The following is a 25814-nucleotide window of genomic DNA, read 5'->3' as shown; positions in this document are numbered from 1 at the left end:
GATGGTTTTGATGAAAGCAATGATTCTCGCGGCAGGCAAGGGCACGCGCGTTCGCCCGCTCACGTACGACCTCCCGAAACCGATGATTCCCTTGCTCGGGAAACCGGTGATGGCCTACTTGGTCGACCACCTGAAAAAGCATGGCGTGACCGAAATCATGGTCAACGTCAGCTGGCTGCACGAAAAGATCGAAGAGTATTTCGGCGAGGGCGAGCAGTTCGGCGTCCAGATCGGCTATTCCTTCGAAGGCTATACCACCGATGACGGCACCATCGTGCCCGAGCCGATCGGCTCGGCCGGCGGCATGAAGAAGATCCAGGAATTCGGCCATTTCTTCGACGACACCACGATCGTGATGTGCGGCGATGCGCTGATCGACCTCGACCTCAAGGCTGCCTTGCTCGAACACCGGCGCAAGGGCGCGATGGCCACGGTCATCACCAAGGAAGTGCCGTGGGACAAAGTGTCCGCCTACGGCGTGGTCGTCACCGACGAAGAAGGGCGCATCACCGAGTTCCAGGAAAAGCCGAACCAGGAAGACGCCAAGTCGAACTTCATCAGCACCGGCATCTATATTTTCGAGCCGGAAGTGATCGACCTGATTCCGTCGGGCGTCGCCTTCGACATCGGCTCGGAACTGTTCCCGCTGCTGGCCGAGCGCGGCCTGCCGTTCTATGCCCAGGGCCGGCCCTTCAACTGGCTCGATATCGGCACCATGTCCGACTACTGGGAAGTGCTGCAAACCGTGCTCACCGGCGAAGTCAACCACATGGACGTTCCGGGCACCCAGATCGAACCGGGCCTGTGGGTTGGCCTGAACACGAGCATCGACTGGAACGGCACCACCATCGAAGGCCCGGTCTACATCGGTTCGGGCGTTCGTATCGAAGCGGGTGTGCATATCGTCGGACCGACGTGGATTGGCCACGGCAGCCATATTTGCGAGGGCGCTGAAGTTGTCAGGAGTGTATTGTTTGAATATACTCGTGTGTTGCACGATGTAACGCTTAACGAAATGATCGTGTTTAAAGAATACAGTGTCGACCGCGCAGGGGAAATGAAGCACGCGTCCGAGTACAGCTCCGAAGAGTGGCTGAATGCGCGCGACCGCCGCCGCAGCAGCCGAAAAGAAGGCGTAGGCCAACAACACGTAACAACCGGTAAAAGTCGATAGAAAGCACCGCATGAAAATTTACCCAGTGATCCTCTCCGGCGGCGCCGGCACCCGTCTGTGGCCCTTGTCGCGCGCCGTGCTGCCGAAGCAGCTGCTGCCGATCGTCGCCGACAAGACCATGCTGCAGGACACCGCGCTGCGCGTGGCCGGCCTGCCGGGGCTGATGGCACCACTGGTTGTGTGCGGCAACGACCACCGTTTCATGGTGGCCGAGCAGCTGCGCGCAGCCAGCATCACGCCGCTGGGGATCCTGCTCGAGCCGGTTGGCCGCAATACCGCCCCGGCGGTGGCCGCGGCTGCCCATTTCCTGAAGTCGATCGATCCTGAAGCGGTCATGCTGGTGCTGCCGGCCGACCACGTGATCGACAACGCCGAAGCATTCAAGGGAGCCGTCACCCGTGCGGCAAGCCTGGTGCAGGGCGGCGGCCTGGCGACCTTCGGCATCGTGCCGAAGTCGCCGGAAACCGGCTATGGCTATATTCGCCGCGGCACGGCCCTCCCGGACTGCGACGGCTGCTACCAGGTCGAGCGCTTTGTCGAAAAGCCGGACCTGGCCACCGCCGAAGGCTTCGTGGCCGATGGCGGCTACTACTGGAACAGCGGCATGTTCATGTTCGCCGCCGAGCAATACCTCACCGAACTGGCGAAATTTGCACCGGAAATTGCAATCGCTGCGGAACAGGCCGTCACCGCAGGCTACCGCGACCTCGATTTCTGCCGCCTTGACGAAACCGCCTTCTCGAGCTGCCCGTCGGACTCGATCGACTACGCCGTCATGGAGCACACCGCCAATGCAGTCGTGGTCCCGGCCGATATCGGCTGGAGCGACGTCGGCTCCTGGTCGGCCTTGTGGGAAGTGCAGCCGCACGACGAACACGGCAACTCGCAGCGTGGCGACGTCTACCTCGATGGCGTGAAGAACTCGCTGGTGCGCGCCGAAAGCCGCATCGTGGCCGTGGTCGGTCTGGAAGACATCGTCGTGGTCGAGACCAACGACGCCGTGCTGGTCGCCCACAAGAACGCGGTGCAGCGCGTCAAGCAGGTGGTCGACCACCTGAAGTCGAAGGAACGGACCGAACACCTGCACCACACCAAGGTGTATCGCCCGTGGGGCCACTACGAGGGGATCGACGCGGGCGACCGTTTCCAGGTCAAGCGCATCACGGTGAAGCCGGGCGAGAAGCTGTCGCTGCAGATGCACCACCACCGCGCCGAGCACTGGGTCGTGGTGTCGGGCACGGCACGCATCACCTGCGGCGAGAAGATCAGCCTGCTGTCCGAGAACGAATCGACCTATATCCCGATCGGCATGAACCACCGCCTCGAGAACCCGGGCAAACTGCCGCTGCACATCATCGAAGTGCAGTCCGGCAGCTACCTCGGCGAGGACGACATCGTCCGCTTCGAGGACATCTACAAGCGTTCGTAAGCACGCTTGAGGCGAGGAAAAAGCGGACAGCGATGTCCGTTTTTTTTCGTCCGTTTTCCTGGCGCGCGCCACCCCATTTTGAACAAGGTTTCCAAGTCAACAGTGTGAAGCCCGCTGCGGCTGCGGCATACAATGGATGGTCAGTGAACCCCGTCAGGAGGTGATCATGAAGACGCTCCTAGCCAGCGCTGCGCTTGCGCTGGCCCTGGCTCTACCCCAGGCCGCCGCCCAGACCGGCGCGCCGCCGCTCGATCCCGTGCTCGAAGGCCAGCTCGAACGCTGGCTTGGGGCCGGCGACCAGATTTTCGACAACATCTACACGCGCCAGGGGGCGGCTGACAGCGCGCCCGACTTCCATGCCGCCGCCGATGGGCGCGGGCCGAGCTTCACGCTGCTGCGCGTGAGCGATGCGGCGGGCCAGGCCTGGCTGGTGGGCGGCTACAACCCGCAAAGCTGGGACAGCGACGACGGCTGGCATTTCACGCAGCGCGACTTCCAGCGCAGCGCCTTCATCTTCAATTACACGGCGCCGGCCGTCTACCGCCAGGTGCCGAGCAGCTTCGAGCTGCCTAGCCAGGGCAGCTTCCAGACCTTCAATGCGATCGACCAGGGCCCGACCTTCGGCGCCGGCCCCGACCTCTTCGTCGACGAATCCCTGGACACGGCCCTGTCCTGGCGCCTGAGCTATGGCGACCCGGCCGGGGAAGGGCGCAGCATCATCGACGGCTCGGTCGGCGGACGCTTCTTTGCGATCGATGCCATGGAAGCCTATGCGGTCTCGCCGATTCCCGAACCCGCGGCGGCGGCCATGCTGGCGGGCGGCCTGGGCCTGGTGGCGCTGGCCATGGCGCGCAGGAAGAGAGCAGGGCGCCCGGCGCAGGTGAGCTACGTCATGCCCGCCTGACAGGCGGCCCATGCTCCGATGCACGCCTGCGGCGTCCCTGCGCCCGTCTCCGCTGGCCTTGCTGCTGGCATGCATCGCGCCGAGCCCGGCGAGGGCGGGTGACGCGCCCGCCGCGCCGCCGGCAGCCGGCCTGGAGGCAGGCCAGCTGGCCATCGTCATCAACGACGACGACCCGGACAGCGTCGCCATCGGCGCCTATTACCAGCGCCGGCGCGCGATCCCCGCGGCGAATGTCGTCCATGTGCGCATCCCGGGCCGCCCGTCCGCCATGACGCCGGAGCGCTTTCGCCAACTGAAGCAAGAGATCGACAGCCGCCTCGGGCCGCAAATCGAGGCTGTACTCATGGTCTGGACCGCGCCCTGGAAGGTGGGCTGCCACGGGATCACCGGCGCCTATACCCTGGGCTACGACGCAGCCCTGTGCGCCAACACCTGCGGCGCCGCGCGGCCCAGCAGCTACTTCAACGCGTTCGGCGCCGGCCCCTTCAGCCGGCACGGCTTGCGCCTGTCGATGCTGCTGCCGATCGAATCGCAGGAGCACGCCAGGGCGCTGATCGACCGCGGGGCGGTGAGCGGCATGCGCCGCATGCCCGTCCACGCCTGGTACCTGCGCACCTCGGACGCGGCGCGCAATGCCCGCGCCATGTTCTTTCCCGCGCCCGGCTACCGTCCCGCGCACGAGCTGACCGTCCACCGCCTGCAGGCCGACGCCCTCGAGGATGCCGGCGACGTGCTGGTCTACCAGCTCGGCAAGGCCCAGGTCGAGCGGCTCGAGAGCGTGCGCTTCGTGCCGGGGGCGCTGGCCGACCACCTGACCTCGCACGGCGGCGAACTGCAGGGTGGCGGCCAGATGAGCAGCCTGCGCTGGCTGTCGGCCGGCGCCACGGCCAGCTACGGCACGGTCGGCGAACCCTGCAACCACTGGCAGAAGTTTCCGAACCCGTCCGTGCTGCTGCGCCATTACCTGAACGGCGACACCGCCATCGAAGCTTACTGGAAGAGCGTCGCCTGGCCGGCGCAGGGCGTCTTCATCGGCGAACCGCTGGCCGCACCGTTCCGGCCCCGCTCCCGCACGCCCGTGCGCTAAGTTTCTCCGTGGAATCAATGTGTTGTCGGCATACCTCATTCGGAGAAAGTCCGCCTTGCAACATGTCATTCTCCGGTCAAATTGTCTCCGTAAAATTATTTCTGGTAATAAAATGCCTAGCAGCATAGACAACAAGAATTCTGCCCCCTCATCTCTTCAGGACGCCCATGAAAATGCACGTTGCAACGAACACGCCGGCCGGCCGGCTCACCATCCTGGCCGCGCTGCTGGCTGGATTGTCGACGAACACGTTTGCCGCCTCGCCCGATCTCGTCATCAGCCGGGTCTTCGGCGGTGCCGGCAGCACCAGCGCGACCTATAACCGCGAGTACGTCGAACTGTTCAATCGCAGCAAGGATGTTGTCGGGCTGAAGGGCAAGAGCCTGCAGTATGCGGCGACGGCGGGCACCTGGTCGTCGACGACGGTCTTGCCGGACGTGACTTTGCAGCCGGGCCAATACTTTCTGGTAGCAAGTACGGTGCAAACGCAAGGCGGCAGCGCGCTCCCCGACGTCAACCATGAGTGGAGCGTGCAAATGGCGGCCGGATCCGGCAAGGTGGCGCTGGCCGCCACGACGGTCCAGATGACGAGCACGACGCAAGACGCGATCATTGACCTGGTCGGCTACGGCACCGCCAACCTGAGCGAAACCCAGGCGGCGGCATCGCCATCGGCGATCAGCGCGCTCCAGCGTGCCGAGGACGGCTGCACCGATACCGATCACAATCGGAACGACTTCAGCGTCGTGCCGACACCCCTCCCGCGTCACAAGGGCTCGGACTTCAAGGTCTGCCCGGGCGGCGGCACGGACCCGGTCCCGACCCCGGCGCAGCCGATCGTGCCTGTCTGCCCAGCCAGCCTGCAGGTCGCGCAGGGCAGCGCAGGCAGCGCGGCCATCACGGCCAGCGACAAGGACAGCATCGTCAACAGCATCGTGCTGGCGTCCGGCGCCGTCGCCGGCATCGAGCTGCGCAATGTCGTGGCCGCATCAGGTATCGGGGCCGGCGCCAGCGCCAGCCTGAATGTCGAGGCCAATGTCGCCGCGGGCAACTATCCAGTCATCATCAACTTCGGCAACAACGATGGCCAGAACGCCAGCTGCACGGTTGCCGTGCGCGTCGCCGGCCAGCTGACGATCCCGCAGATCCAGGGCGCCGAGCCGAAGAGCGCCTATGCCAATTCGGTGCAGACGACCCAGGGCGTGGTGACCGCGCTGGTCGGCAGCGGCTACTTCCTGCAGGACGCGAATGGCGACGGCAACCCGGCGACCTCGGACGGCATCTTCGTGTTCGGCTCGAACGCCGGCGTGGCCGTGGGCGACCTGGTGCGCGTCACCGGCACCGTCACCGAATACTCCCCGAGCGGCGCAACGCGCTCCTACACCGAACTGACCAACCTCAGCGCCACTACCAAGATCGGAACCGGCAGCATCAGCCCGGCCAATGTCGAGATGCCGAACGACGACCTGGCCCGCTTCGAGGGCATGCTGGTGCGCTTCACGACGCCGCTGACGGTCAACGGCAATGCCTCGCTCGGCACCCGCGGCGAGCTGACCTTGTCCAGCGGCCGGCGCGAAATCCCGACCAACCGCTACGCGCCGGGTTCGCCTGAAGCGCGCGCCCTGGCGGCCAGCAATGCGGCGAACGTCGTCGTGCTCGACGACGGCATCTTCGTCGCGCCGGCCAGCATTCCTTACCTGTTCCAGGACGGCACCGTGCGTAGCGGCGACACCGTCACCGACCTCACCGGCGTGCTCGATTTCGGCGCCAGCGGCGACGTCGGCGCGGCCTTCAAGCTGCAGCCGACCGTCACGCCGCGCTTCTCGCGCACCAATGCGCGTCTCCCGGCGCCAGTTGTTGCCGCAGGCAATGTGCGGGTGGCCAGCGCCAACGTGCTGAACTTCTTCACCACCTTCACCAACGGCAACGACGCCTGGGGCCGCACTGGCCAGGGCTGCAAGATCGGCACGACCACCAACAAGTCGAATTGCCGCGGCGCCGACAACATGGCCGAATTCGTGCGCCAGCGCGACAAGATCGTCGCCTCGCTGGCCGCGGTCAATGCCGATGTCGTGGGCCTGATGGAAATCCAGAACAACGACGACATCGCCGTGACTTATCTGGTCGATGCACTCAATGGCGCGCTGGGCGCCGGCACCTATGCCGTCGTGCCGAAGCCGGCCGCGACCGGCACCGACGCGATCCGCGTGGCGATGATCTACAAGCCGACCGCGGTGAGCCTGGTGGGCGCCGCATTGTCGGACGGCCATAGCGTGAACAACCGCGCGCCGATCGCCCAGACCTTCAAGGCGGCCAACGGCGGCAAGTTCTCGCTGGTGGTGAACCACCTGAAATCGAAGGGCAGCTGCGGCGGTGGAGCCGGCAACACCGACAGCGGCGACGGCCAGGGCTGCTGGAACGCCACCCGCGTCGAGCAAGCCGCGCGCCTGCGCGATGTTTTCCTGCCGCAGGTCGTGGCCGCTGCCAACGATCCGGACGTGCTGGTCGTGGGCGACATGAATGCCTACGGCATGGAAGACCCGATCCGCTTGCTCAACGCCGCCGGCTATGTCAATGAAATCGAGCGCTTCGTGCGTCCGCATGGCGTGCCGTATTCGTATGTGTTCGGCAGCGAGAGCGGTTACCTCGACCACGCACTGGCCAGCAGCAGCCTGTCGGCGCAGGTGGCCGGCGTGACCGAATGGCATAACAATGCCGACGAGCCGGAAGCGATCGACTACAACCTCGAGACGACCGGCCAGGATCCGTACCAGGCCGATCCTTACCGCGCCTCCGACCACGACCCGGTGGTGGTCAGCCTGAACCTGGCGGCGACCTTTACCGACGTGACGGCGTCGAGCACGATGCTGCGTTCGGGCATCACCATGAACCGCGTCACCGGCAAGTACAGCGGCACCGTGAAGATCACCAACACCAGCGGCGCGGCGCTCAATGGCCCGCTGCACCTGGTGCTGCAAGCCCTGCCGGCCGGCGTCACGCTCGACGGCAAGAGCGGCGAGCAGGGCGGTGCACCTTACCTGACCCTGCCGGGTACGTCGCTTGCGGCCGGCGCTTCGGTCACCGTGACCACGACCTTCACCAATCCATCGAAAACCAGCATTGGCTACACCGCGAAGCTGATCAACGGCACATTCTAAGGAACTGATCCATGTTTAATCTGAAAAACCTGTTCACCCGTGCGCTGCTGGCGCTGATGCTGGTCACCGGCGCCGGTGCCGCCTTTGCCGGCCCGACCTACCGGGTCAGCTTCGACACCGCGCCCCTGGAAGGCCAGGGCCTGCTCGACTTCACCTTCCTTGGACTGGGCAGCTCGGCCACGGCCAGCGCCAGGCTGAGCAATTTCTACGGCGATTTCGGCCCAGGCAGCACGCTCGAGGGCGATGCCAGCGGCGATGTCGCGCTGGGCGTCCTGCTGGGTAACAGCGGCGCCTTCAACGCGTTCACCCAGGAGGTCAACCTGGGCGGGCGCTTCGGGTTCGACGTGTCCTTTGGCGACGTCGACGCATTCGGTGACGGGACCACGCTCGGTGTCGCCTTGTACACCCCGGACTTCGGCAGCTACCTGCTGGTGGAGGGCAACCTGGCCAGCTTCGAACTGTTGCCGGAGACGGCCGTTGGCGTGAGCGTCGGTGGTGAGGTCGTGCGCCTGGTCGAAGTGCCGGAACCGGCGACGCTGGCCTCGCTGGCGCTCGGCCTGGCACTGATGGGTTCGACCCTGCGCGCACGCCGTAAGTAAGCAGACAGTCGCAAACAAAAAGGCACATCCGGCGCAGGCCGGATGTGCCTTTTTTTTATTTCGTCACCTCGGCGAGGACTTAGCTGCCCTGGCCGGCGCGGCGCATGGCATCGATGCGGAAGGCTTCGGCATTGCCGTCGATGATGCGCAGGCCGCTGCAGTTCTGGTCGGCGCAATCGGGCGCCGGCATCTGGCCGGCGGCGGCCGGGTCGATAGAGAGGTCGACGACCTTGGCCGCAGCCGCGGTCTGCACGGCGGGGACGGCGTTCTCGGGCACGCTGCCTCCACAGGCGCTGAGCGCAGCGGCGATCAGGGTGATGCTGATAAGGCTAGGCAGGCGGAAGGTTTTCATGGTGTAGAGGCGGGCTCGTCAGTGATGGCTTTAATTGTAGCGGAGAATCTTTCTGAAGATCAATTGCTTTCTAAATAGATCGATGAAGATGGGAGATATTGAACGCACGATAAGCGCACGATAGAAGAAGTTGAATGGTGTTAGTAGGAACTATCCTACGAGAAAAGAGAAGTTCTCACCTGTCCTCGAATATTGCCGTGTGGCATCTTTTCCACAGCCTCCCAAGTGCTTGACCTCATCCTGTTTCCGGCAGTGCCCCCGCGCACGCTTGACCCCGCTCGGGCGGGCGGTATGATGAGCCCATGCAAAAACTTGCCATCCTCTTATTGCTGGCCTGCGCGGCCTGCACCACCCGGGCCGATGGCCCGGCCTCCCGACAGGCCACGGCCCCGGCCGCTGACCAGCCCGTGCCGTCAGGGGCCGCGCCGGCGGCGTCCGGCACCCTGGGCCAGATCCAGGCAATGATCGGCAAGGCCGAGTGCACCAGCGACAGCCAATGCCAGGTATTGCCGATCGGCGCCAAGGCCTGCGGCGGCCCGGCTGGGTTCCTCGCCTGGTCGAATGCGAAGACCAGCGCGGGTGAGCTGCAGGCGCTGGCCGAGCGCTACAAGACCGAGCAGCAGGCCGGCAACGACAGTTCGGGCAGGATCTCGAACTGCCGCGTGCTGACGCCGCCGCCTGCGGCTTGCCGGGCAAATACCTGCCAATTGGGCGAGGCGCAACTGGTGCGCTGAGACTTGTTTGCGGCTGTGCAAAAGCACGCGCTCCGGGCGCCAGATTGGTTGCCTGGAGTATATTGCCGTGATACGCTTCACGGGTTTGATCAAACGGTCAACTCAGGAGTGTCTGGATGCAAGTCGTAACCCGCAAGTCCCTGTCGCCGCGCCTTGTCGCGGGTGGCTTCACGCTGCTCGAATTGCTGGTCGTGATCGTCATCATCGGCTTGCTTGCCGCTTACGTCGGTCCCAAGTATTTCTCCCAGCTCGGCAAGTCCGAAGTCACCATCGCCAAGGCCCAGATCGACGCCTTCGAAAAATCGCTCGACACCTACCGCCTCGACGTCGGGCGCTACCCGACTGGGGAAGAAGGCTTGGGTGCGCTGATGACCGCGCCCGCCAGCGCCGGCCTGAAATGGAACGGCCCCTACCTCAAGAAGGGCGTGCCGTCCGACCCTTGGGGCCATTCCTATCAATACCGTTCGCCCGCCAGCAAGGGAGAATACGAGATCGTTTCCTTCGGCCGTGATGGCCAGCCTGGCGGCGCCGGCGACAACGCCGACATCTCCTCGCTCTGATTTCATCTCCACTTCCTACCCTGGCAGGCCTTCATGCAGTTTGCAGTCCGCACCCTCGCGCCCGACCTGACGATCACGAACGTGGTCATCGACGCGCTCGACGAAGCCGACGCGCGGCGCCAGCTTGAAGCCCAAGGCCTGTTCGTCAGCGCGATCAAGGCGCAGGGCGGGGCGCGTCTCGCGCGCGCGCGTGGACCGAAACTCGATCTCGTCCTGTTCAGCCAGGAGCTGCTGGCCCTGCTGAACGCGGGCCTGGGCATTGTCGAAGGCCTGGAGGCGCTGCTGGAAAAGGAAGCCAATCCGGCCGCGCGCGGCGTGCTCGAACGCCTGCTGGCGGGTCTGCGCGACGGCAAGCGCTTTTCCAGCGTGCTGGCCGAACAGGCCGCGCTGTTCCCGCCGCTGTTCGTGGGCATCGTGCGCGCCGCCGAAGGCACGAGCGACCTGCCGCGCGCACTGTCCCGCTACATCGACTACCAGCAGCGCATCGACACGGTGCGCTCGAAAATCGTCAGCGCCTCGATCTATCCGGTGATCCTGCTGTGCGTGGGCGGCACCGTGAGCGGCTTTTTGATCGGCTATGTGGTGCCGCGCTTCGCCGAGGTCTACCAGGGCGCGGGGCGCGAACTGCCGTGGATGAGCCGCCTGCTGCTCGACTGGGGCCAGTTCGCGGCGCAGCACGGCAGCGCCATCCTGCTCGCCGCAATCGCCCTGGCGACGCTGGCCTTCGTCGGCGTGCGCCGGCTGCTGCGCAGCGGCGGCATCCCGCGCCTGCTGGCGCGCCTGCCAGGCATTGGCGAACGGGCCCGCATCTACGAACTCTCGCGCCTGTATCTCACGCTCGGCATGCTGACCGAAGGCGGCATCACCATCGTCGGCGCGATCGACACCGTGCAGGCGATGGTGTCGCCCAGCTTGCGCACGGCCCTGTCGAATGCGCGCGCCGCCATCGAATCGGGCCGCCCGCTCTCGGACGCCTTCGAGGCCTATGGCTTGACCACGCCGATTTCGCTGCGCATGCTGCGCGTCGGCGAGCGCACCGGCGACATGGGACCGATGCTGACCCAGTCGGCCGCCTTCTACGACGGCGAGATCAGCCGCTGGATCGACCGTTTCACGCGCACCTTCGAGCCGCTCCTGATGGCGGCCATTGGCCTGGTGGTCGGGGCCATCGTGGTGCTGCTGTACATGCCGATTTTCGACCTGGCAGGGGATATGTCTTGAGAGGCGATGTCGTGACCCTGGCGCTCGATTCCGCGCTGCTGGCACGCGCGCGTGCCCAATCGCGCCAGTCGCAGCGCGCGCTGGTGGCCGAACTCGAAGCCCTGACCGGGTTCGAGCGGCGCCAGCTGGTCGCCGCGCTGGCCGAGCCCTTTGGCCTGTGCGTGATGGAGACGGCCGAGATGCTGAGCCAGCAGCCGGCTTTCGACCTGCTGCCGCTGGCCCAGGCCCTGTCGCGCCACTGCGTGCTGCTGCGCGCCGCGGACGGCCAGGTCACCGGCGTCATCGCCGACCCCTTCGACCTCGACCAGCAGACCTGGCTCTCGGCGCAGGCAGGCGCCACGCCGCGTTCTCCGCTGCACCTGCGCCTGGCGCTGGCGTCGGACATCCAGGCCTACCTGACGCGCCAGGAAGCCTCGGCGCGCGCGGTCGACACGCTCGCGCCCAGCAGCGGCGACGCCCGGCGCGACGGCAAGACGGCGGCCGTGCTGTCGTTTGCCTCGGTCTCGGAAGCGGGCAGCCCGGCCGTCAAGCTGGTCAATTCGACGCTGTACGACGCCTTGAAAGCCGGCGCTTCGGATATCCACCTCGAGAGCACGTCCACGGGACTAGCCGTCAAATACCGCGTCGACGGCGTGCTCGATCACGCCACCAGCGTCGGCGGCATCGAACTGGCCGAGCACATCATCTCGCGTTTGAAGGTGCTGGCCGAACTCGACATCGCCGAGCGCCGCATTCCGCAGGACGGCAGCTTCCGGGTCGAGTCCGGCGGGCGCGAGATCGACCTGCGGGTGTCGATCATGCCGAGCATCCACGGCGAGGATGCGGTCATCCGTATCCTGGACAAGCGCGCCATGGTTGAAGCCTATGGCGCGCTGACCCTGGAAGCGCTGGGCTTCGACGCACCCTCGCTGGCGACGCTGCGCATGCTGGCCCAGGAGGCTTACGGCATGCTGCTGGTGACCGGGCCCACTGGCTCGGGCAAGACGACCACGCTGTACGCGGCGCTGACCGAGATCCATAACGGGCGCGAGAAGATCATCACGATCGAAGACCCGGTCGAATACCAGCTGCCCGGCATCCTGCAAATTCCTGTCAACGAAAAGAAGGGCCTGACCTTCGCCAAGGGCCTGCGCTCGATCCTGCGCCACGACCCGGACAAGATCATGGTCGGCGAGATCCGTGACCGCGAAACGGCGGAGATCGCGGTGCAGTCGGCGCTGACCGGCCACCTGGTCCTGACCACCGTCCACGCCAACAACGTGTTCGACGTGTTCGGGCGCTTCACCCACATGGGGATCGACCCGTACGCCTTCGTGTCGGCCCTGAACGGCATCTGGGCCCAGCGCCTGATCCGCATGAACTGCCCGCATTGCGCGGTGCAGTACGTGCCGGAGGACGCCGAACTGGCGTCGGCGCGGCTCGAACGCGGCGAGGTGCAAGACTTCGTGTTCATGCGCGGGAAGGGCTGCGGCGACTGCCGCGGCACCGGCTACAAGGGCCGCCGGTCGATCGCCGAAATCCTGACGCTGAACGACGAGATCCGCGAACTGATCGTCGACAAGCAGCCGATCCGCCGCATCAAGGCTGCGGCGCACGCGAACGGCACGCGCAGCCTGCGCCTGGCCGCGCTCGACCTGGTGCGGCGCGGCGCCACCACCCTCGACGAAATCAAGCGGGTGACCCAGCATGCGTAGACTGCCCGGACAAGCGCTGCGCCTGGGCTTGGACCACGACAGCCTGGCCCTGGTGCGCACGGACAGTTGGTTCGGCAAGCGCCACGCCGTCGTGGCCGGGCTGCGCATCGGTGGCGCCCACGACGTGCAGGCGCTGGCGTCAAACCTGCGCGCGCTGCTGGCCGATGCGCAAGTGGCCGGCTGGCCCCTGCGCGTGGTGCTGGCCGACGAACTGGCGCGCATGTGGCAGGTGGCGCCGCCGCCGCAAGCTTCCAGTCCCGCCGACCTGGAGGCTGCCGCCGCCATGCGCTATGCCGGCCTGTTCGGTGCGCCCCCAGGCGGCTGGACCATCGCCGCCGACTGGCATGCGGCGCAACCCTTCCTGGCCGCCGCCTTGCCGGCTGCCTTGCTCGACACCCTGGCGCAATGCGCGCGCGAGGCGCGCTGCACGCTGGTCGAGGTGGTGCCGCAGTTTGTCGCCGCGCTGAACGGCTGGCGCAAGCTGCGCCGGCCCGGCGCCTGGTTTGGCCTCGTGCATGGCCAGGTGCTGAGCCTGGCCGCCTACGACGGCGCGCAGCTGGCGGCCTTGCGCACGGCCGTGGTGCCGCCCGGGGCCGGCCGCGACTGGCTCGAGAGCCATGTTGCGCGCGAAGTGCTGCGCCTCGGAATAGGGCGTCCGGAGCGGCTGCAGGTCTGCGGCACTGCGCCGCGCAGCTGGGCCAGCCATGAGGGACGCCTGAAATTCGCCTGCACGCTGCTGGGCGGCGATGCGCCGGACGCTTCTGCCGCCGTGCGCCTGGCCTGCACCGGGAGCGAGGCATGAAACGCGTGCGTGTCGACTTCGCCCCGCCCAGCCTGCGCCGCACGCTGTTTCGGGCGCCGCGGGCCGCCTGGGGCGCGGCCTTTGGCGGCCTGGCGCTCTGCTCGGCTGCACTGGTGCAGGTACAGGACTATCGCGAGGCCCGCGAAGAGGTCGACGCCCAGCTGGCGGCACTGCGCGCACGCGCGGCCGTGCCGGTGCAGGCGAGCGTGCCGCAACAGTCCCCGATCAGCGAACCGGAAGCGGCGGCGGTGAACGGCGCCATCGCGAAGCTGAACCTGCCATGGCGCGCGCTGCACGACGCCGTGCGCGCGGCCACGCCAGCCAGCGTCGCCCTGCTGGCGCTGGAACCGGACGCGAAGAAACGCGTGCTGCGCATCAGCGCCGAGACCAGGACCAGCGAGGACATGCTGGCCTATGTGACGGCGCTCGGGGAAGGCAAGCTGTTCGGCGCGGTCACCCTGGTGCGCCACGAAGTGGTCGAACAGGACCCGAACCGGCCGCTGCGCTTCCAGCTCGACGCCGCCTGGGGCACGCCATGAGCTTGACGACTGCCTGGCTGCGCCTGCGGCTCGCGCTGCGCGCCATCCACCCGGTGGCGATCGGCGCCGTCCTGCTGTGCGCGGCGGGAATCGCGGCCCTGGCCTGGGTGGCGCCGGCGCGCGAGTCGCTCGAGACCGAACGCGAACAGGCGCGGCGCGCCGCCAGGCTGCCGCCGCCCGTTGTGGCGCCCCTGGAAATTGGCGGCGGCGCGGCCGGCAACCTGGCCCTGTTCCGCACGGCGCTCGGGCGCCAGGCGAATGTCGAGCCCCAGCTTGCGGTCCTTTTCCGGCTCGCCGCCAGGACCGGGCTGGTGCTGCGCCAGGGCGAGTACAAGCGCGGGGTCGAGCGCAATGCCCAGCTCCATACTTACCAGATCGATTTGCCGGTGAAGGGGAGTTACGCCCAGGTCTGGCAGTTCTCGCTGCTGGCGCTGCGCGCGATTCCCTACGCGGCGCTGGACGACATCAGCTTCAAGCGCGACAGCATCGGCGAGCCCAATGTCGAAGCGCGCCTGCGTTTCACCCTGTATCTGCTGGACGCTCCGGGAGCGCCGCGATGAAGCCGCGTCACATGGCGATGGGCGCCGCGCTCGTGCTGGCAGCAGGCCTGCTGGCCTTCGGCGACCGCAGTCCCGAAGGCGAGTTGGCCGAAGCGGTCGAGCGTCCGCAAGCCGCGCCGGTACGCAGCGTACGTGCGGCGACGGCGCCCGCAAAAGCCATGCCCGTGATCGCGCGCCTGGTGCCGCGTGGGACCCTGATCGGCGAGGGCGACGCGGCTGGCGCCGATGCGCTCTTCGGCCGCCAGGACTGGACCCCGCCACCGCCGCCGCCCCCGAAACCGGCGCCGCCGCCGCCGCCCGTTGCGCCGCCGCTGCCGTTTACCGTGCTTGGTAAATCGCTCGAAGACGGCAAGTGGCAGGTGTTCCTGGCCAGCGGCAACCGTACCCATCTCGCGACGGACGGCGTGGTGCTCGACGGCGCCTGGCGCGTCGAGCGCATCGCGCCGCCCCTCATGACCCTGACTTACCTGCCGCTGAACCAGGTCCAGCAGCTCAACATTGGAGTATTCGAGTAATGGTTCTGTCACGGATGGTTGCCCTCGCCGGCGCGCTCGCAGCTAGCGCGCTGCTGGCCGGTTGCACGGCGCAGCGCGCCTACCAGGAAGGCAATGCGCTGGTCGCGCAGGAACAGGTCAGTGAGGGCCTGGCGAAATACCGCGAAGCGGTGGCCGCAGATCCGGGCAATGCGGTGTACCGCGTGGCCCTGCTGCGCGCACGCGATGCCAGCGCCACGCGCCTGCTCGAGCAGGCCGAGCGCGAGCTGGCGGCCGGGCGCCTTGATGCCGCGCGCGCCGCCTGGCTGAAGGTGCTCGAGATCGATCCGGCCAACGAACGCGGACGCGCCGGCCTGCGCCAGCTCGAGGCCGACCGCCGCCACGCGGCCCTGTTCGATGCGGCGCGCCTCGACCTCGAGAAGAAGGATACCGACGCTGCGCGCCAGAAGCTGGCCACCATCCTCACCGAGCGGCCGGGTCATGAAGCGGCGCGCCTGCTGCTGGTGGAGCTCGACGAGAAGGCGGCAACGCCGGCCGCCGACACCGCGCTGGCCGCGGCTTTTCGCAAGCCCATCAGCCTGGAGTTCCGCGAAGCGCCGCTGCGCCAGATCTTCGAGATCATCGCGCGCCACTCGGGACTGAACTTCATCTTCGACAAGGACGTGCGCTCCGATGCGCGCACCTCGATCTTCCTGAAAAACAGCACGGTGGACGCCGCCGTGCACTTCCTGCTGGTGACGAACCAGCTCGAGCGCCAGGTCATGGACGGCAACACGATCCTGGTCTACCCGAACAACCCCGCCAAGCTCAAGGAATACCAGGAGCTGACGGTCAAGACCTTTTACCTGGCGAACGCCGACGCCAAGAGCATCGCGAACACCTTCAAGACCATCCTGAAATCGCGCGACGTCGTTGTCGACGAAAAGCTCAACCTCGTGATCCTGCGCGACAGCCCCGAGGCGATCAAGCTCGCAACCCAGCTCGTCGCGCTGCAGGACGTGGCCGAATCCGAGGTCATGCTGGACGTCGAAGTCCTCGAGATCAAGCGTTCGCGCATCATGGACCTGGGCGTGGCCTGGCCGCAGAGCCTCGGCATTGTGCCGCTGATCGGGACCAGCGGCACGCCGATCTCGATCGACGAGCTGCGTGGCCTGAACAGTTCCCTGGTGGGCGTCTCCGGCCTGCGCGCGACCGTCAACGCCAACAAGACCGATTCCGACTCGAACACCCTGGCCAATCCGCGCATCCGCGTGCGCAACAAGGAAAAAGCCAAGGTCGTCATCGGCGACAAGGTGCCGAACATCACGACCAATGTGTCGCCTGGCGCGACTGGCAACTTCTTTTCGCAGTCGATCACCTATGTCGACGTCGGCCTGACCCTGAACGTCGAACCGACCATTTACCTGAACAACGAAGTCGGCATCCGCATCTCGCTCGAGGTCAGCAACCTGGTCGACACGGTGCAGACCGACAACGGCTCGGTCGCCTACCGCATCGGCACCCGCTCGGCGGCGACCATGCTGCAGTTGAAGGATGGCGAGAACCAGGTGCTCGCTGGCCTGATCAACAGCGAAGAGCGCAGCAGCGGCAGCAAGGTGCCGGGCGTGGGCAGCCTGCCGATCCTGGGCCGCCTGTTCGGCAGCACGCGCGATGCCAACGACAAGACCGAGATCGTCCTCTCGATCACGCCGCACCTGGTGCGCACGGTCCAGCGTCCGGCGGCCGGCGCATCGGAGTTTTCAGCCGGGACCGAAGCGAGCTTCCGCCGCCGTCCGGATACCGCCGTGCGCCTGCCGACGGTGCAGCCGGGTGCGCGGCCTGTGCCGCCGCCCGTCGCCGTGCCGGTGGCGCCGGCTGCCGCGCCCCCGCCTGCGCCGGTCAGCGGCATGCCGCTCTCGCTGCCGACGAGCATGCCGCCGGCGCCGTACACGGTGCCGCCCGGCGTGCAGGTCACGCCCGTTCCCCAACCGGTCACCACACCCGTCCAATGAGCCTGGCCGCGTTCAACGCACGATCGCATCGGCGCGGCTTCACGCTGATCGAATTGCTGGTCACGCTGGCCATCCTCGCCTTGCTGGCCACCCTGGTGATCCCGGTCGGCCAGACCGTGGTCCAGCGCCGCAACGAGCAAGTGCTGCGCCAGTCGCTGCGCGAGATGCGCCAGGCCATCGACGCCTATAAACGCACCGCCGACGAAGGCCGCATCGCAAAAACCGCCGGCGCGACCGGCTACCCGGCCACGCTGGAATTGCTGGTCGAGGGCGTGCGCGACCTGCGCAGCCCGAAAGGCGCGAAGATCTACTTCCTGCGCCGCCTGCCGCGCGACCCTTTCCAGCCCGACCCCGAACTGGAAGACGGCGCGACCTGGGGCAAGCGCAGCTACGCCAGCGAGGCCAATGAGCCGAAGGAGGGCGACGACGTGTACGACGTGTTTTCGGCGTCCGGCCGCATTGGCCTGAACGGCATTCCCTACGGGCGGTGGTAAGCATGCGCAAGCTCAGACGCGGCTTCACCCTGATCGAATTGCTGGTGGTGCTGGCCATCGTGGCCCTGCTGCTGACGCTGGCCGTGCCGCGCTTCTTCCCGAGCGTGGACAGCGCCAAGGAGACCATCCTGCAGGACAACCTGCGCAGCGTGCGCGCCGTGATCGACCAGTACCATGCCGACACCGGACGCTATCCCGATTCGCTCGAGGAGCTGGTCGAGAAAAAATACCTGGCGCGCCTGCCGGTCGACCCGATCCTCGAATCCGACAGCGGCTGGATCATAGCCCCGCCCGAGGAGGGCCAGGCGCCGGGCGCGGTCTACGACATCCATAGCGGCGCGCCGGGGAACGACCGCCGCGGCCGGCCTTACGCGCAATGGTAGCGCGCCGCTTGTCACGCCAGGCCGGCTTCACCTATGTCGGGCTGGTGGTCTTCGTCGCGATCCTGGGCCTGGTGGGGGCGGCGACGCTGAAGGTCGATGGCCTGCTCCGGCGCGCCCAGGCCGAGCAGGAGCTGCTGGACATCGGCGCCGCCTTCGGCGAAGCGCTGCGCAGCTATGCCGCGGCCACGCCGCAGGGCTTTGCGCCGGTGCCGCCGACGCTGCAGGATTTATTGAGGGACCCGCGCTTTCCCGGCACCCGGCGCCACTTGCGCAAGATTTTCGTCGACCCGATCACCGGATCGACCGAGTGGGGCGTGCAGTACCAGGGCGACAAGCTGGGGGTGCTGGCGGTCTACAGCCTGTCGCAGGCGCAGCCGCTGAAGCTGGCGAATTTCGACGCGCGCTTTGCCGGCTTCGAGAACAAGGAGCATCTGTCGGAGTGGAAGTTCACGGCGGGAGTTGGCGTGGTGCCGGCAGGGGCGCCGGTGGGGATCAAGCCGCCACCGCTGGAGATGCCTGCCTTGCCTCCGGCGGCGCCTGCGGACCCGCCGCCGCCGGAGGCGCCAGCGAACGAACCCGAACCCGAGCCCGAGCCCGAACCGGAACAGGCGCCGGCCGAACCCGAAACGCCGCCGGCCGGGCAGACGGTGTCGGGTTCTTGATTACTTGGAGCGGCGCTTGAAGTCGCGCGGGCGGAAGCCCAGCATCCCGAGCACGGCGAAATAACTGATGCCGCAGGCCGTGATGATGGCGAGCAGGGCGCCGGCGCGCAGGAAGGGCTGGGCGCGCATGGCGATCCAGTTGAACTGGGCCTGGGCGAACCAGGCGACCGCGCCCATTACCGTCACGGCCACCATCAGCTTGAAGAAGAAGCTGCCCCAGCCCGGCTGCGGCACGTAGATCCGGCGCTTGCGCAGGCCCGCGTACAGCAGGGCCGCGTTGATGCAGGCGCCCACGCCGATCGACAGCGCCAGGCCCGCCACGCCCAGCGTCGGCACGAAGACCAGGTTCAGGAGCTGGGTCACCACCAGCACGCCGACAGCGATGCGCACCGGCGTCTTCACGTCCTGGCGCGCGAAGAAGGCCGGCGCCAGCGTCTTGACCAGGATGAAGCCGAGCAGGCCCGCGCTATAGGCCATCAGGGGCAGCGAGGAGGCGGCCACGTCCTGGTTGTCGAAGGCGCCGTAGTGGAACAGGGTGGCGATCATCGGCTCGGCCAGGGTCGCCAGGCCCACCGCGGCCGGAATGGACAGCAGGAAGGTCAGGCGCAGGCCCCAGTCGAGCAGCGAGGAGTACTCAAGCGTGTCGCCTTCGGTATTGGCTTTCGCCAGGCCCGGCAACAGGATCGTCCCCAGCGCCACGCCGAGCAGGGCGGTCGGCAGCTCCATCAGCCGGTCCGCATACTGCAGGGCCGAGACGGCGCCCGCCGCCAGCGAGGCGGCGATGGTGGTATTGATCAGGAGGCTGATCTGGGCCGCGGCCACGGCGAACACGGCCGGCCCCATCTTGCCCAGCATGCGGTGCACGCCGGCGTCGCGCAGGCCGACCAGCGGATTGACCGAGAGGCGCGGCAGCATGCCGATCTTTAACAGGGAAGGGATCTGCAGCGCGACCTGCAGCACGCCGCCGATGCACACGCCCACGGCCATGGCATAGATCGGCTGCTCGAAATAATCGGCCAGCACCAGGGCGGCGAAGATGAAGGACAGATTGAGCAGCACCGGCGTAATCGCCGGAATCTTGAACTGGCGCCAGGTGTTGAGCACGCCGCTGGCCAGCGCGACGAAGGCCATGCAGGCGATGTAGGGGAACATCATGCGCGTCATGACGACGGCGGCGTCGAAGGCGGCCGGTTCGCGCTGCAGCCCGCCGCCGATCCAGTAGATGAGGACGGGCGCGGCCACGATGCCGGCGATGCTGACCAGGAGGGTTGCCCAGATCAGCACGGTGGCCACATGGTCGACCAGGGTCTTGGTGGCTTCCTGGCCGTGCTTGGTCTTGTATTCGGTAATGATCGGCACGAAGGCCTGCGAGAAGGCGCCTTCGGCAAACAGGCGGCGCAGCAGGTTCGGCAGGCGGAAGGCGATGTTGAAGGCGTCGGTGAAGTTCGAGGCGCCGAAGGCGGTGGCGAACAGGCTTTCGCGCAACAGTCCGGTCACGCGCGACACCATGGTCATGCTGGAAATGGCAGCGAGGGTCTTGAGCAGATTCATGGGGCGAGATTATAGCTGGGCAACACCCCCTGCGCGGCATCTGTGGCGCCAAATAGCAAGAATGAATTGCCGGTAGTGGATTCCTTCGCTATAATCGTGGGCTGTACTGAATTCTGTTGGCAGACACAATGTTTTGGCAGGCACTGGAATGGGCCAGTTTGACTCGCTAATGTTTGCAAACGCAACTTGACCCCGATTTAGGAAATTCCATGGCAAATACCGCACAAGCGCGCAAACGCGCTCGTCAAGCAGTTAAGCAAAACGCACACAACAGCTCGCAGCGTTCGACCCTGCGCACCGCCATCAAGGCCGTCCGCAAAGCCATCCAGGCAGGCGACAAAGCTGCAGCAACCAGCATCTTCCAGTCGTCGGTCTCGACCATCGACAGCATCGCTGACAAGAAGATCATCCACAAGAACAAGGCCGCTCGCCACAAGAGCCGCCTGGCTGCTGCCCTGAAAGCCCTGTCGGCCTAATAGCCGGTTGGCGCGCGGCCTCGGCCGCGCTGGCAGTACAGTGGAAGAAGAACCCGCCCGGTGCATGCCCGGCGGGTTTTTCCGCTTTCGGAGTGTTTTTTATCCGGTTCCGGAATGCGATTTCCTTGCCCCGGTGCTTGCTAAAGCTGTAGCGCCTAGTAAAATACTGGTGCATAATGTGAAACGCTCGTCTTATGTCTTATAGAAGACTTGGCCGCTGTAGAGGTCTTCGGGACGACCAGCGTTACTTATCAAGATTCATAGATCGCGAACCTTTCGCGAGAACCGAGGAAAAAGCTCATGAGCAGTAATCCGACCATCATCTACACCCTGACCGACGAGGCGCCGCTGCTGGCAACCCACGCCTTCCTGCCTGTCGTCAGCACCTTCACCAAGGCCGCCGGCATCGACGTCGTGTCGAGCGACATTTCAGTCGCAGCCCGTATCCTGGCCGCCTTCCCGGAGAACCTGACGCCTGAGCAGCGCGTGCCGGACGCCCTGGCCGAACTGGGCAAGAAGACGCTCGAGCCGGATGCGAACATCATCAAGCTGCCGAACATCAGCGCCTCGGTTGGCCAGCTGACCGCCGCGATCAAGGAACTGCAGGAGAAGGGCTATAACCTGCCTGACTACCCGGCCGACGCCAAGACCGACGAAGAAAAAGCGATCAAGGCACGCTACAACAAGTGCATCGGTTCGGCCGTGAACCCGGTCCTGCGCGAAGGTAACTCGGACCGCCGCGCACCGCGCGCCGTCAAAGAGTACGCACGCAAGAACCCGCACTCGATGTCGCCATGGTCGCCCGCCTCGCGCACCCACGTCTCGCACATGACCCACGGCGACTTCTACCACGGCGAAAAATCGCTGACGGTGCAGGGCGCGCGCGAGGTCAAGATGGAACTGATCACCAAGAGCGGCCAGACCATCGTGCTCAAGCCAAGCGTGAAGCTGCAGGACGGCGAGATCATCGATTCGATGTTCATGAGCCGCAAGGCCCTGCTTGCGTTCTACGAGCAGCAGATCATGGATGCGAAAGAAACCGGCGTGCTGTTCTCGCTGCACGTCAAGGCGACGATGATGAAGGTCTCGCACCCGATCGTCTTCGGCCACTGCGTGCGCATGTTCTACAAGGAAGCGTTTGAAAAGCACGGCGCCCTGTTCGACAGCCTCGGCGTCAACGTCAACAACGGCATGGCCGACCTGTACAACAAGATCGCCAACCTGCCTGCCTCGCAGCGCGAAGAAATCGAGCGCGACCTGCACGCCTGCCAGGAACACCGTCCGGCGCTGGCCATGGTCGACTCGACCAAGGGCATCACCAATTTCCATTCGCCGAACGACGTCATCGTCGACGCTTCGATGCCTGCCATGATCCGCGCCGGCGGCAAGATGTACGACGCCAACGGCAAGCTCAAGGAAGTCAAGGCCGTCATCCCGGAATCGACCTTTGCCCGCATCTACCAGGAGATCATCAACTTCTGCAAATGGCATGGCGCCTTCGATCCGAAGACCATGGGCACGGTCCCGAACGTAGGCTTGATGGCCCAGCAGGCCGAAGAATACGGCTCGCACGACAAGACCTTCGAGATGGCCGAAGCCGGCGTCGCCAACATCACCGATGTCGCCACCGGCGAAGTGCTGCTGTCGCAGAACGTCGAGCAGGGCGATATCTGGCGCATGTGCCAGGTCAAGGACGCGCCGATCCGCGACTGGGTCAAGCTGGCCGTGACGCGCGCGCGCAACTCGGGCATGCCGGCCGTGTTCTGGCTCGACCCGTACCGTCCGCACGAGAACGAACTGATCAAGAAGGTGCGCATCTACCTGAAGGATCACGACACCACCGGCCTGGACATCCAGATCATGTCGCAGGTGCGCGCGATGCGCTACACGCTGGAACGCGTCAGCCGCGGCCTGGACACCATCTCGGTGACCGGCAACATCCTGCGCGACTACCTGACCGACCTGTTCCCGATCCTGGAACTGGGCACCAGCGCCAAGATGCTGTCGATCGTCCCGCTGATGGCCGGCGGCGGCATGTATGAAACCGGCGCCGGCGGCTCGGCTCCGAAGCACGTGCAGCAGCTGACCGAAGAAAACCACCTGCGCTGGGATTCGCTGGGCGAGTTCCTGGCCCTGGCCGTGTCGCTGGAAGACCTCGGCATCAAGACCGGCAGCACCAAGGCCAAGGTCCTGGCGCAGACGTTAGATGCCGCAACCGGCAAGCTGCTGGACAACCGCAAGTCGCCTTCGCCGAAGACCGGCGAGCTCGACAACCGCGGCAGCCAGTTCTACCTGTCGCTGTTCTGGGCCCAGGAACTGGCCGCGCAGAAGGAAGATGCCGAACTGGCCGCTTACTTCGCGCCGCTGGCCAAGAACCTGGCTGAGAACGAGCAGAAGATCGTTGCCGAGATGCTGGCAGTGCAGGGTAAGCCGGCTGACATCGGCGGCTACTACAAGGCCGATGAAGCGAAGGTGAAGGCGATCATGCGCCCGAGCGCGACCTTCAATGCTGCGCTTGAATCGCTGGGCAAGTAAGCCTTTGGGCTGACAGTGAAAAACCCGCCGTCCTGAAAGGGGCGGCGGGTTTTTTTACGTCTGATCGAAACGTCTGAACTTGGGACGTAGGGTGGGCGGGTGACCGCGGGGCCGCCGAGGCCCACGCGTTCAACGCACGTTCGCGCTGCCGTCGCGGGTATTCATCCGCTAGCTGAACGCGTGGGCGGGGGACCCGCCCACCCTACGGGTATATCTCAACGTTTAGCGGGATTCGAACGCAGTGCCGCGACCGGCACCTCAACAAACTCCCCCGGCATCAGGGGATGCGTCTGCAAACTGAACGGCCCGATACTGCTGCGCACCAGCCGCAGCGTCGGCAGCCCGACGGCCGCCGTCATGTGCCGCACCTGCCGGTTCTTGCCTTCTTCCAGCGTGATCGCGATCCAGCTCGTCGGCTTGTCCTGGCGCGCGCGGATCGGCGGGTTGCGCGGCCACAGCCAGTCCGGTTCGGCGATGCGCACCGCGCGGCACGGTTTCGTCACGAAGTCGCCCAGGTCGATCGGCGCCTGCAGGCGCGCCAGGGCATCCGCATCCGGCACGCCATCGACCTGCACCAGGTAGGTCTTCGCTTCCTTGTGGTCGGGATGGGCGATCTTGTGCTGCAGGGGGCCATCGTCGGTCAGCAGCATCAGGCCCTCGCTGTCGGCGTCGAGCCGGCCGGCCGGGTAGATGCCGGGAATGGTGAGGTAGTCGGCAAGGGACTCGCGGCCTTCCTGCGGCGAAAACTGGCACAGCACCTGGAAGGGTTTATTGAAGAGAATAAGCGGCATGAATTATGTTTGGGGCAAAAGCGGGAAGGGCGGCTGAAACGCTGGCCGCCGCGGCGTGGCATCTGGCAAAATAGTGGTGCATAATGCAAGTCGCCATTTTATGTCTTATAGAGGACTAGCGGAACTTGCCGCAGTTCGCCGCGTCCACCTGGGAGAACACGATGTACCAACATATTAACGTACCCGCCGACGGCCAGAAGATCACCGTCAATCCCGACTTCTCGCTCAGCGTGCCGATGAACCCGGTCATCCCCTACATCGAAGGCGACGGCACCGGCGCGGACATTACCCCGGTGATGCTCAAGGTGGTCGACGCGGCCGTGGCCAAGGCCTACGGCGGCGAGCGCAAGATCAGCTGGATGGAAATCTTTGCCGGCGAGAAGTCGACCAGCATCTACGGCCCGGACGTCTGGCTGCCGCCGGAGACGCTGGACGTGGTCAGGGATTACGTGGTCTCGATCAAGGGTCCGCTGACCACGCCGGTCGGCGGCGGCATCCGCTCGCTCAACGTCGCGCTGCGCCAGGAACTCGACCTCTACGTCTGCCTGCGCCCGGTGCGCTATTTCGCCGGCGTGCCGTCGCCGCTTAAGCAACCCGAAAAGACCGACATGGTGATCTTCCGCGAAAACTCGGAAGACATTTATGCCGGCATCGAATGGGAGGCCGGTTCCGAAGGCGTCAAGAAGGTCATCGATTTCCTCACCAAGGAAATGGGCGTCAAGAAGATCCGTTTCCCGGAAAGCTCGGGCATCGGCATCAAGCCGGTTTCGCGCGAGGGTACCGAGCGCCTGGTGCGCAAGGCGATCCAGTACGCGATCGATCATGACAAGCCTTCGGTGACGATTGTCCACAAGGGCAATATCATGAAATACACGGAAGGCGGTTTCCGCGATTGGGCCTACGCACTGGCGCAAAAAGAATTCGGCGCCGAACTGATCGACGGCGGCCCATGGTGCAAATTCAAGAATCCGCGTACCGGGCGCGATATCACCATCAAGGATTCGATCGCCGACGCTTTCCTGCAGCAGATCCTGCTGCGCCCGGCGGAATACAGCGTGATTGCGACCCTGAACCTGAATGGCGACTATATCTCGGACGCCCTGGCGGCCCAGGTCGGCGGCATCGGCATCGCGCCGGGCGCGAACATGTCCGATTCGGTCGCCATGTTCGAAGCCACCCACGGCACCGCGCCCAAGTACGCCGGCAAGGATTACGTCAACCCGGGCTCGCTCATCCTGTCGGCCGAGATGATGCTGCGCCACATGGGCTGGTTCGAGGCCGCCGACCTCATCATCTCGTCGATGGAAAAGGCGATTACCTCGAAGCGCGTCACGTATGACTTCGCGCGCCTGATGGAAGGCGCGACCCAGGTGTCGTGCTCGGGGTTCGGCGAGGTCATGATCGAGCAGATGCAATAAACAGTCGCAATGCATGATCGGCCCGTCTTTTAAAGGCGGGCTTTTTTTTGGTTCATCACGGATTTCCGGGATGACCGTGTTGTAAACGCAAGAGAGCGGTAAGGAAGAGTTATTGTGTTTGTGCGACCAAACCCAACCAACTCAACCTACCGCTCTCATGCCAGATCATAGTCTCAGCCTCCCGTTCTGGGAAGGCTTTACCGCTA

General features: G+C 65.8%; 24 protein-coding genes. 21 read left to right on the top strand and 3 right to left on the bottom strand.

Features of this window, described 5'->3' with window-relative positions:
- The first annotated feature begins 10 nt into the window (after positions 1–10).
- From NMB41_RS17270 to NMB41_RS17245, 6 genes are all read left to right on the top strand, one after another.
- Positions 11–1174, top strand: a complete 1164-nt coding sequence (locus NMB41_RS17270; RefSeq protein WP_494379034.1) for a nucleotidyltransferase family protein — start codon at positions 11–13, stop codon at positions 1172–1174.
- Positions 1175–1184: 10 nt separating this feature from the next.
- A complete protein-coding gene (locus NMB41_RS17265; RefSeq protein WP_494379033.1) occupies positions 1185–2603 on the top strand; it encodes a mannose-1-phosphate guanylyltransferase/mannose-6-phosphate isomerase in 1419 nt (472 codons plus the stop codon).
- Positions 2604–2769: 166 nt separating this feature from the next.
- Positions 2770–3507: a PEP_CTERM-anchored TLD domain-containing protein gene (locus NMB41_RS17260; protein WP_494379032.1), complete on the top strand. Its 738-nt coding sequence runs from the start codon at positions 2770–2772 to the stop codon at positions 3505–3507.
- Between the two features lie 10 nt (positions 3508–3517).
- Complete coding sequence (locus NMB41_RS17255; RefSeq protein WP_494379031.1) at positions 3518–4594, top strand: TIGR03790 family protein; 1077 nt, start codon at positions 3518–3520, stop codon at positions 4592–4594.
- A gap of 167 nt (positions 4595–4761) precedes the next feature.
- Positions 4762–7752 (top strand): ExeM/NucH family extracellular endonuclease, encoded by a 2991-nt coding sequence (locus NMB41_RS17250; RefSeq protein ID WP_494379030.1) that lies wholly within the window; start codon positions 4762–4764, stop codon positions 7750–7752.
- Positions 7753–7763: 11 nt separating this feature from the next.
- Positions 7764–8351, top strand: coding sequence for an NF038129 family PEP-CTERM protein (locus tag NMB41_RS17245; protein WP_494379029.1), 588 nt, complete (start codon positions 7764–7766; stop codon positions 8349–8351).
- 79 nt (positions 8352–8430) lie between these two features.
- Here NMB41_RS17245 and NMB41_RS17240 read toward each other — a convergent pair whose 3' ends face one another.
- Entirely contained in the window at positions 8431–8703 is a 273-nt protein-coding gene (locus NMB41_RS17240) for a hypothetical protein (RefSeq protein ID WP_494379028.1), read from the bottom strand.
- Between the two features lie 302 nt (positions 8704–9005).
- On the opposite strand from NMB41_RS17240, the gene NMB41_RS17235 reads away from it, so the two are divergent.
- From NMB41_RS17235 to NMB41_RS17180, 12 genes are all read left to right on the top strand, one after another.
- The gene (locus NMB41_RS17235; protein WP_494379027.1) at positions 9006–9437 is read left to right on the top strand and encodes a hypothetical protein; all 432 of its coding nucleotides are present in this window, start codon (positions 9006–9008) and stop codon (positions 9435–9437) included.
- Positions 9438–9553: 116 nt separating this feature from the next.
- Positions 9554–9997 carry a type II secretion system major pseudopilin GspG gene (gene gspG / locus NMB41_RS17230; RefSeq protein WP_494379026.1) on the top strand — a complete coding sequence of 148 codons (444 nt, stop codon included), beginning with the start codon at positions 9554–9556 and terminating at the stop codon, positions 9995–9997.
- A 33-nt stretch (positions 9998–10030) separates the two neighbouring features.
- Entirely contained in the window at positions 10031–11218 is a 1188-nt protein-coding gene (locus NMB41_RS17225; protein ID WP_494379025.1) for a type II secretion system F family protein, read from the top strand.
- Positions 11215–12912 carry a GspE/PulE family protein gene (locus NMB41_RS17220; RefSeq protein ID WP_494379024.1) on the top strand — a complete coding sequence of 566 codons (1698 nt, stop codon included), beginning with the start codon at positions 11215–11217 and terminating at the stop codon, positions 12910–12912. The genes NMB41_RS17225 and NMB41_RS17220 overlap by 4 nt, the downstream gene beginning before the upstream one ends.
- Positions 12905–13714: a hypothetical protein gene (locus NMB41_RS17215; RefSeq protein ID WP_494379023.1), complete on the top strand. Its 810-nt coding sequence runs from the start codon at positions 12905–12907 to the stop codon at positions 13712–13714. The genes NMB41_RS17220 and NMB41_RS17215 overlap by 8 nt, the downstream gene beginning before the upstream one ends.
- Entirely contained in the window at positions 13711–14253 is a 543-nt protein-coding gene (locus NMB41_RS17210) for a hypothetical protein (RefSeq protein WP_494379022.1), read from the top strand. Before NMB41_RS17215 ends, NMB41_RS17210 begins: the two co-directional genes overlap by 4 nt.
- Positions 14250–14813 (top strand): hypothetical protein, encoded by a 564-nt coding sequence (locus NMB41_RS17205; RefSeq protein WP_494379021.1) that lies wholly within the window; start codon positions 14250–14252, stop codon positions 14811–14813. The genes NMB41_RS17210 and NMB41_RS17205 overlap by 4 nt, the downstream gene beginning before the upstream one ends.
- Positions 14810–15328, top strand: a complete 519-nt coding sequence (locus NMB41_RS17200) for a hypothetical protein (RefSeq protein WP_494379020.1) — start codon at positions 14810–14812, stop codon at positions 15326–15328. The genes NMB41_RS17205 and NMB41_RS17200 overlap by 4 nt, the downstream gene beginning before the upstream one ends.
- Complete coding sequence (locus tag NMB41_RS17195; RefSeq protein ID WP_494379019.1) at positions 15328–17298, top strand: secretin GspD/PilQ domain-containing protein; 1971 nt, start codon at positions 15328–15330, stop codon at positions 17296–17298. Before NMB41_RS17200 ends, NMB41_RS17195 begins: the two co-directional genes overlap by 1 nt.
- Positions 17295–17792, top strand: a complete 498-nt coding sequence (locus tag NMB41_RS17190; protein ID WP_494379018.1) for a prepilin-type N-terminal cleavage/methylation domain-containing protein — start codon at positions 17295–17297, stop codon at positions 17790–17792. The genes NMB41_RS17195 and NMB41_RS17190 overlap by 4 nt, the downstream gene beginning before the upstream one ends.
- A gap of 2 nt (positions 17793–17794) precedes the next feature.
- On the top strand, positions 17795–18175 hold the full coding sequence (locus tag NMB41_RS17185; RefSeq protein WP_494379017.1) for a type II secretion system protein: 381 nt from the start codon (positions 17795–17797) through the stop codon (positions 18173–18175).
- The gene (locus NMB41_RS17180) at positions 18169–18837 is read left to right on the top strand and encodes a type II secretion system protein (protein WP_494379016.1); all 669 of its coding nucleotides are present in this window, start codon (positions 18169–18171) and stop codon (positions 18835–18837) included. Before NMB41_RS17185 ends, NMB41_RS17180 begins: the two co-directional genes overlap by 7 nt.
- Here NMB41_RS17180 and murJ read toward each other — a convergent pair whose 3' ends face one another.
- The gene (murJ, locus tag NMB41_RS17175; RefSeq protein WP_494379015.1) at positions 18838–20388 is read right to left on the bottom strand and encodes a murein biosynthesis integral membrane protein MurJ; all 1551 of its coding nucleotides are present in this window, start codon (positions 20386–20388) and stop codon (positions 18838–18840) included.
- Positions 20389–20597: 209 nt separating this feature from the next.
- Between murJ and rpsT the strand changes: the two genes are divergently transcribed.
- Positions 20598–20864 (top strand): 30S ribosomal protein S20, encoded by a 267-nt coding sequence (gene rpsT / locus NMB41_RS17170; protein WP_494379014.1) that lies wholly within the window; start codon positions 20598–20600, stop codon positions 20862–20864.
- A 300-nt stretch (positions 20865–21164) separates the two neighbouring features.
- Positions 21165–23399: an NADP-dependent isocitrate dehydrogenase gene (locus NMB41_RS17165; RefSeq protein ID WP_494379013.1), complete on the top strand. Its 2235-nt coding sequence runs from the start codon at positions 21165–21167 to the stop codon at positions 23397–23399.
- A gap of 215 nt (positions 23400–23614) precedes the next feature.
- On the opposite strand, the gene NMB41_RS17160 is transcribed toward NMB41_RS17165, so the two are convergent.
- A complete protein-coding gene (locus NMB41_RS17160) occupies positions 23615–24190 on the bottom strand; it encodes a pseudouridine synthase (RefSeq protein WP_494379012.1) in 576 nt (191 codons plus the stop codon).
- A 161-nt stretch (positions 24191–24351) separates the two neighbouring features.
- On the opposite strand from NMB41_RS17160, the gene icd reads away from it, so the two are divergent.
- Positions 24352–25608 carry an NADP-dependent isocitrate dehydrogenase gene (icd, locus tag NMB41_RS17155; protein WP_494379011.1) on the top strand — a complete coding sequence of 419 codons (1257 nt, stop codon included), beginning with the start codon at positions 24352–24354 and terminating at the stop codon, positions 25606–25608.
- Positions 25609–25814: the final 206 nt, after the last annotated feature.

It is taken from the genome of Massilia sp. FBCC-B171, from assembly GCF_059134155.1.
The sequence above is the reverse complement of the archived record's forward strand: the minus strand, read 5'-3'. Positions and strand labels throughout refer to the sequence as shown.

Excerpts from the sequence above, each read along its gene's own strand:
- NMB41_RS17270 (WP_494379034.1), top strand. The coding sequence starts at position 11 with ATGAAAGCAATGATTCTCGCGGCAGGCAAGGGCACGCGCGTTCGCCCG.
- NMB41_RS17265 (WP_494379033.1), top strand. The coding sequence starts at position 1,185 with ATGAAAATTTACCCAGTGATCCTCTCCGGCGGCGCCGGCACCCGTCTG.
- NMB41_RS17260 (WP_494379032.1), top strand. The coding sequence starts at position 2,770 with ATGAAGACGCTCCTAGCCAGCGCTGCGCTTGCGCTGGCCCTGGCTCTA.
- NMB41_RS17255 (WP_494379031.1), top strand. The coding sequence starts at position 3,518 with ATGCTCCGATGCACGCCTGCGGCGTCCCTGCGCCCGTCTCCGCTGGCC.
- NMB41_RS17250 (WP_494379030.1), top strand. The coding sequence starts at position 4,762 with ATGAAAATGCACGTTGCAACGAACACGCCGGCCGGCCGGCTCACCATC.
- NMB41_RS17245 (WP_494379029.1), top strand. The coding sequence starts at position 7,764 with ATGTTTAATCTGAAAAACCTGTTCACCCGTGCGCTGCTGGCGCTGATG.
- NMB41_RS17240 (WP_494379028.1), bottom strand. The coding sequence starts at position 8,703 with ATGAAAACCTTCCGCCTGCCTAGCCTTATCAGCATCACCCTGATCGCC.
- NMB41_RS17235 (WP_494379027.1), top strand. The coding sequence starts at position 9,006 with ATGCAAAAACTTGCCATCCTCTTATTGCTGGCCTGCGCGGCCTGCACC.
- gspG (WP_494379026.1), top strand. The coding sequence starts at position 9,554 with ATGCAAGTCGTAACCCGCAAGTCCCTGTCGCCGCGCCTTGTCGCGGGT.
- NMB41_RS17225 (WP_494379025.1), top strand. The coding sequence starts at position 10,031 with ATGCAGTTTGCAGTCCGCACCCTCGCGCCCGACCTGACGATCACGAAC.
- NMB41_RS17215 (WP_494379023.1), top strand. The coding sequence starts at position 12,905 with ATGCGTAGACTGCCCGGACAAGCGCTGCGCCTGGGCTTGGACCACGAC.
- NMB41_RS17210 (WP_494379022.1), top strand. The coding sequence starts at position 13,711 with ATGAAACGCGTGCGTGTCGACTTCGCCCCGCCCAGCCTGCGCCGCACG.
- NMB41_RS17205 (WP_494379021.1), top strand. The coding sequence starts at position 14,250 with ATGAGCTTGACGACTGCCTGGCTGCGCCTGCGGCTCGCGCTGCGCGCC.
- NMB41_RS17200 (WP_494379020.1), top strand. The coding sequence starts at position 14,810 with ATGAAGCCGCGTCACATGGCGATGGGCGCCGCGCTCGTGCTGGCAGCA.
- NMB41_RS17195 (WP_494379019.1), top strand. The coding sequence starts at position 15,328 with ATGGTTCTGTCACGGATGGTTGCCCTCGCCGGCGCGCTCGCAGCTAGC.
- NMB41_RS17190 (WP_494379018.1), top strand. The coding sequence starts at position 17,295 with ATGAGCCTGGCCGCGTTCAACGCACGATCGCATCGGCGCGGCTTCACG.
- NMB41_RS17185 (WP_494379017.1), top strand. The coding sequence starts at position 17,795 with ATGCGCAAGCTCAGACGCGGCTTCACCCTGATCGAATTGCTGGTGGTG.
- NMB41_RS17180 (WP_494379016.1), top strand. The coding sequence starts at position 18,169 with ATGGTAGCGCGCCGCTTGTCACGCCAGGCCGGCTTCACCTATGTCGGG.
- murJ (WP_494379015.1), bottom strand. The coding sequence starts at position 20,388 with ATGAATCTGCTCAAGACCCTCGCTGCCATTTCCAGCATGACCATGGTG.
- rpsT (WP_494379014.1), top strand. The coding sequence starts at position 20,598 with ATGGCAAATACCGCACAAGCGCGCAAACGCGCTCGTCAAGCAGTTAAG.
- NMB41_RS17165 (WP_494379013.1), top strand. The coding sequence starts at position 21,165 with ATGAGCAGTAATCCGACCATCATCTACACCCTGACCGACGAGGCGCCG.
- NMB41_RS17160 (WP_494379012.1), bottom strand. The coding sequence starts at position 24,190 with ATGCCGCTTATTCTCTTCAATAAACCCTTCCAGGTGCTGTGCCAGTTT.
- icd (WP_494379011.1), top strand. The coding sequence starts at position 24,352 with ATGTACCAACATATTAACGTACCCGCCGACGGCCAGAAGATCACCGTC.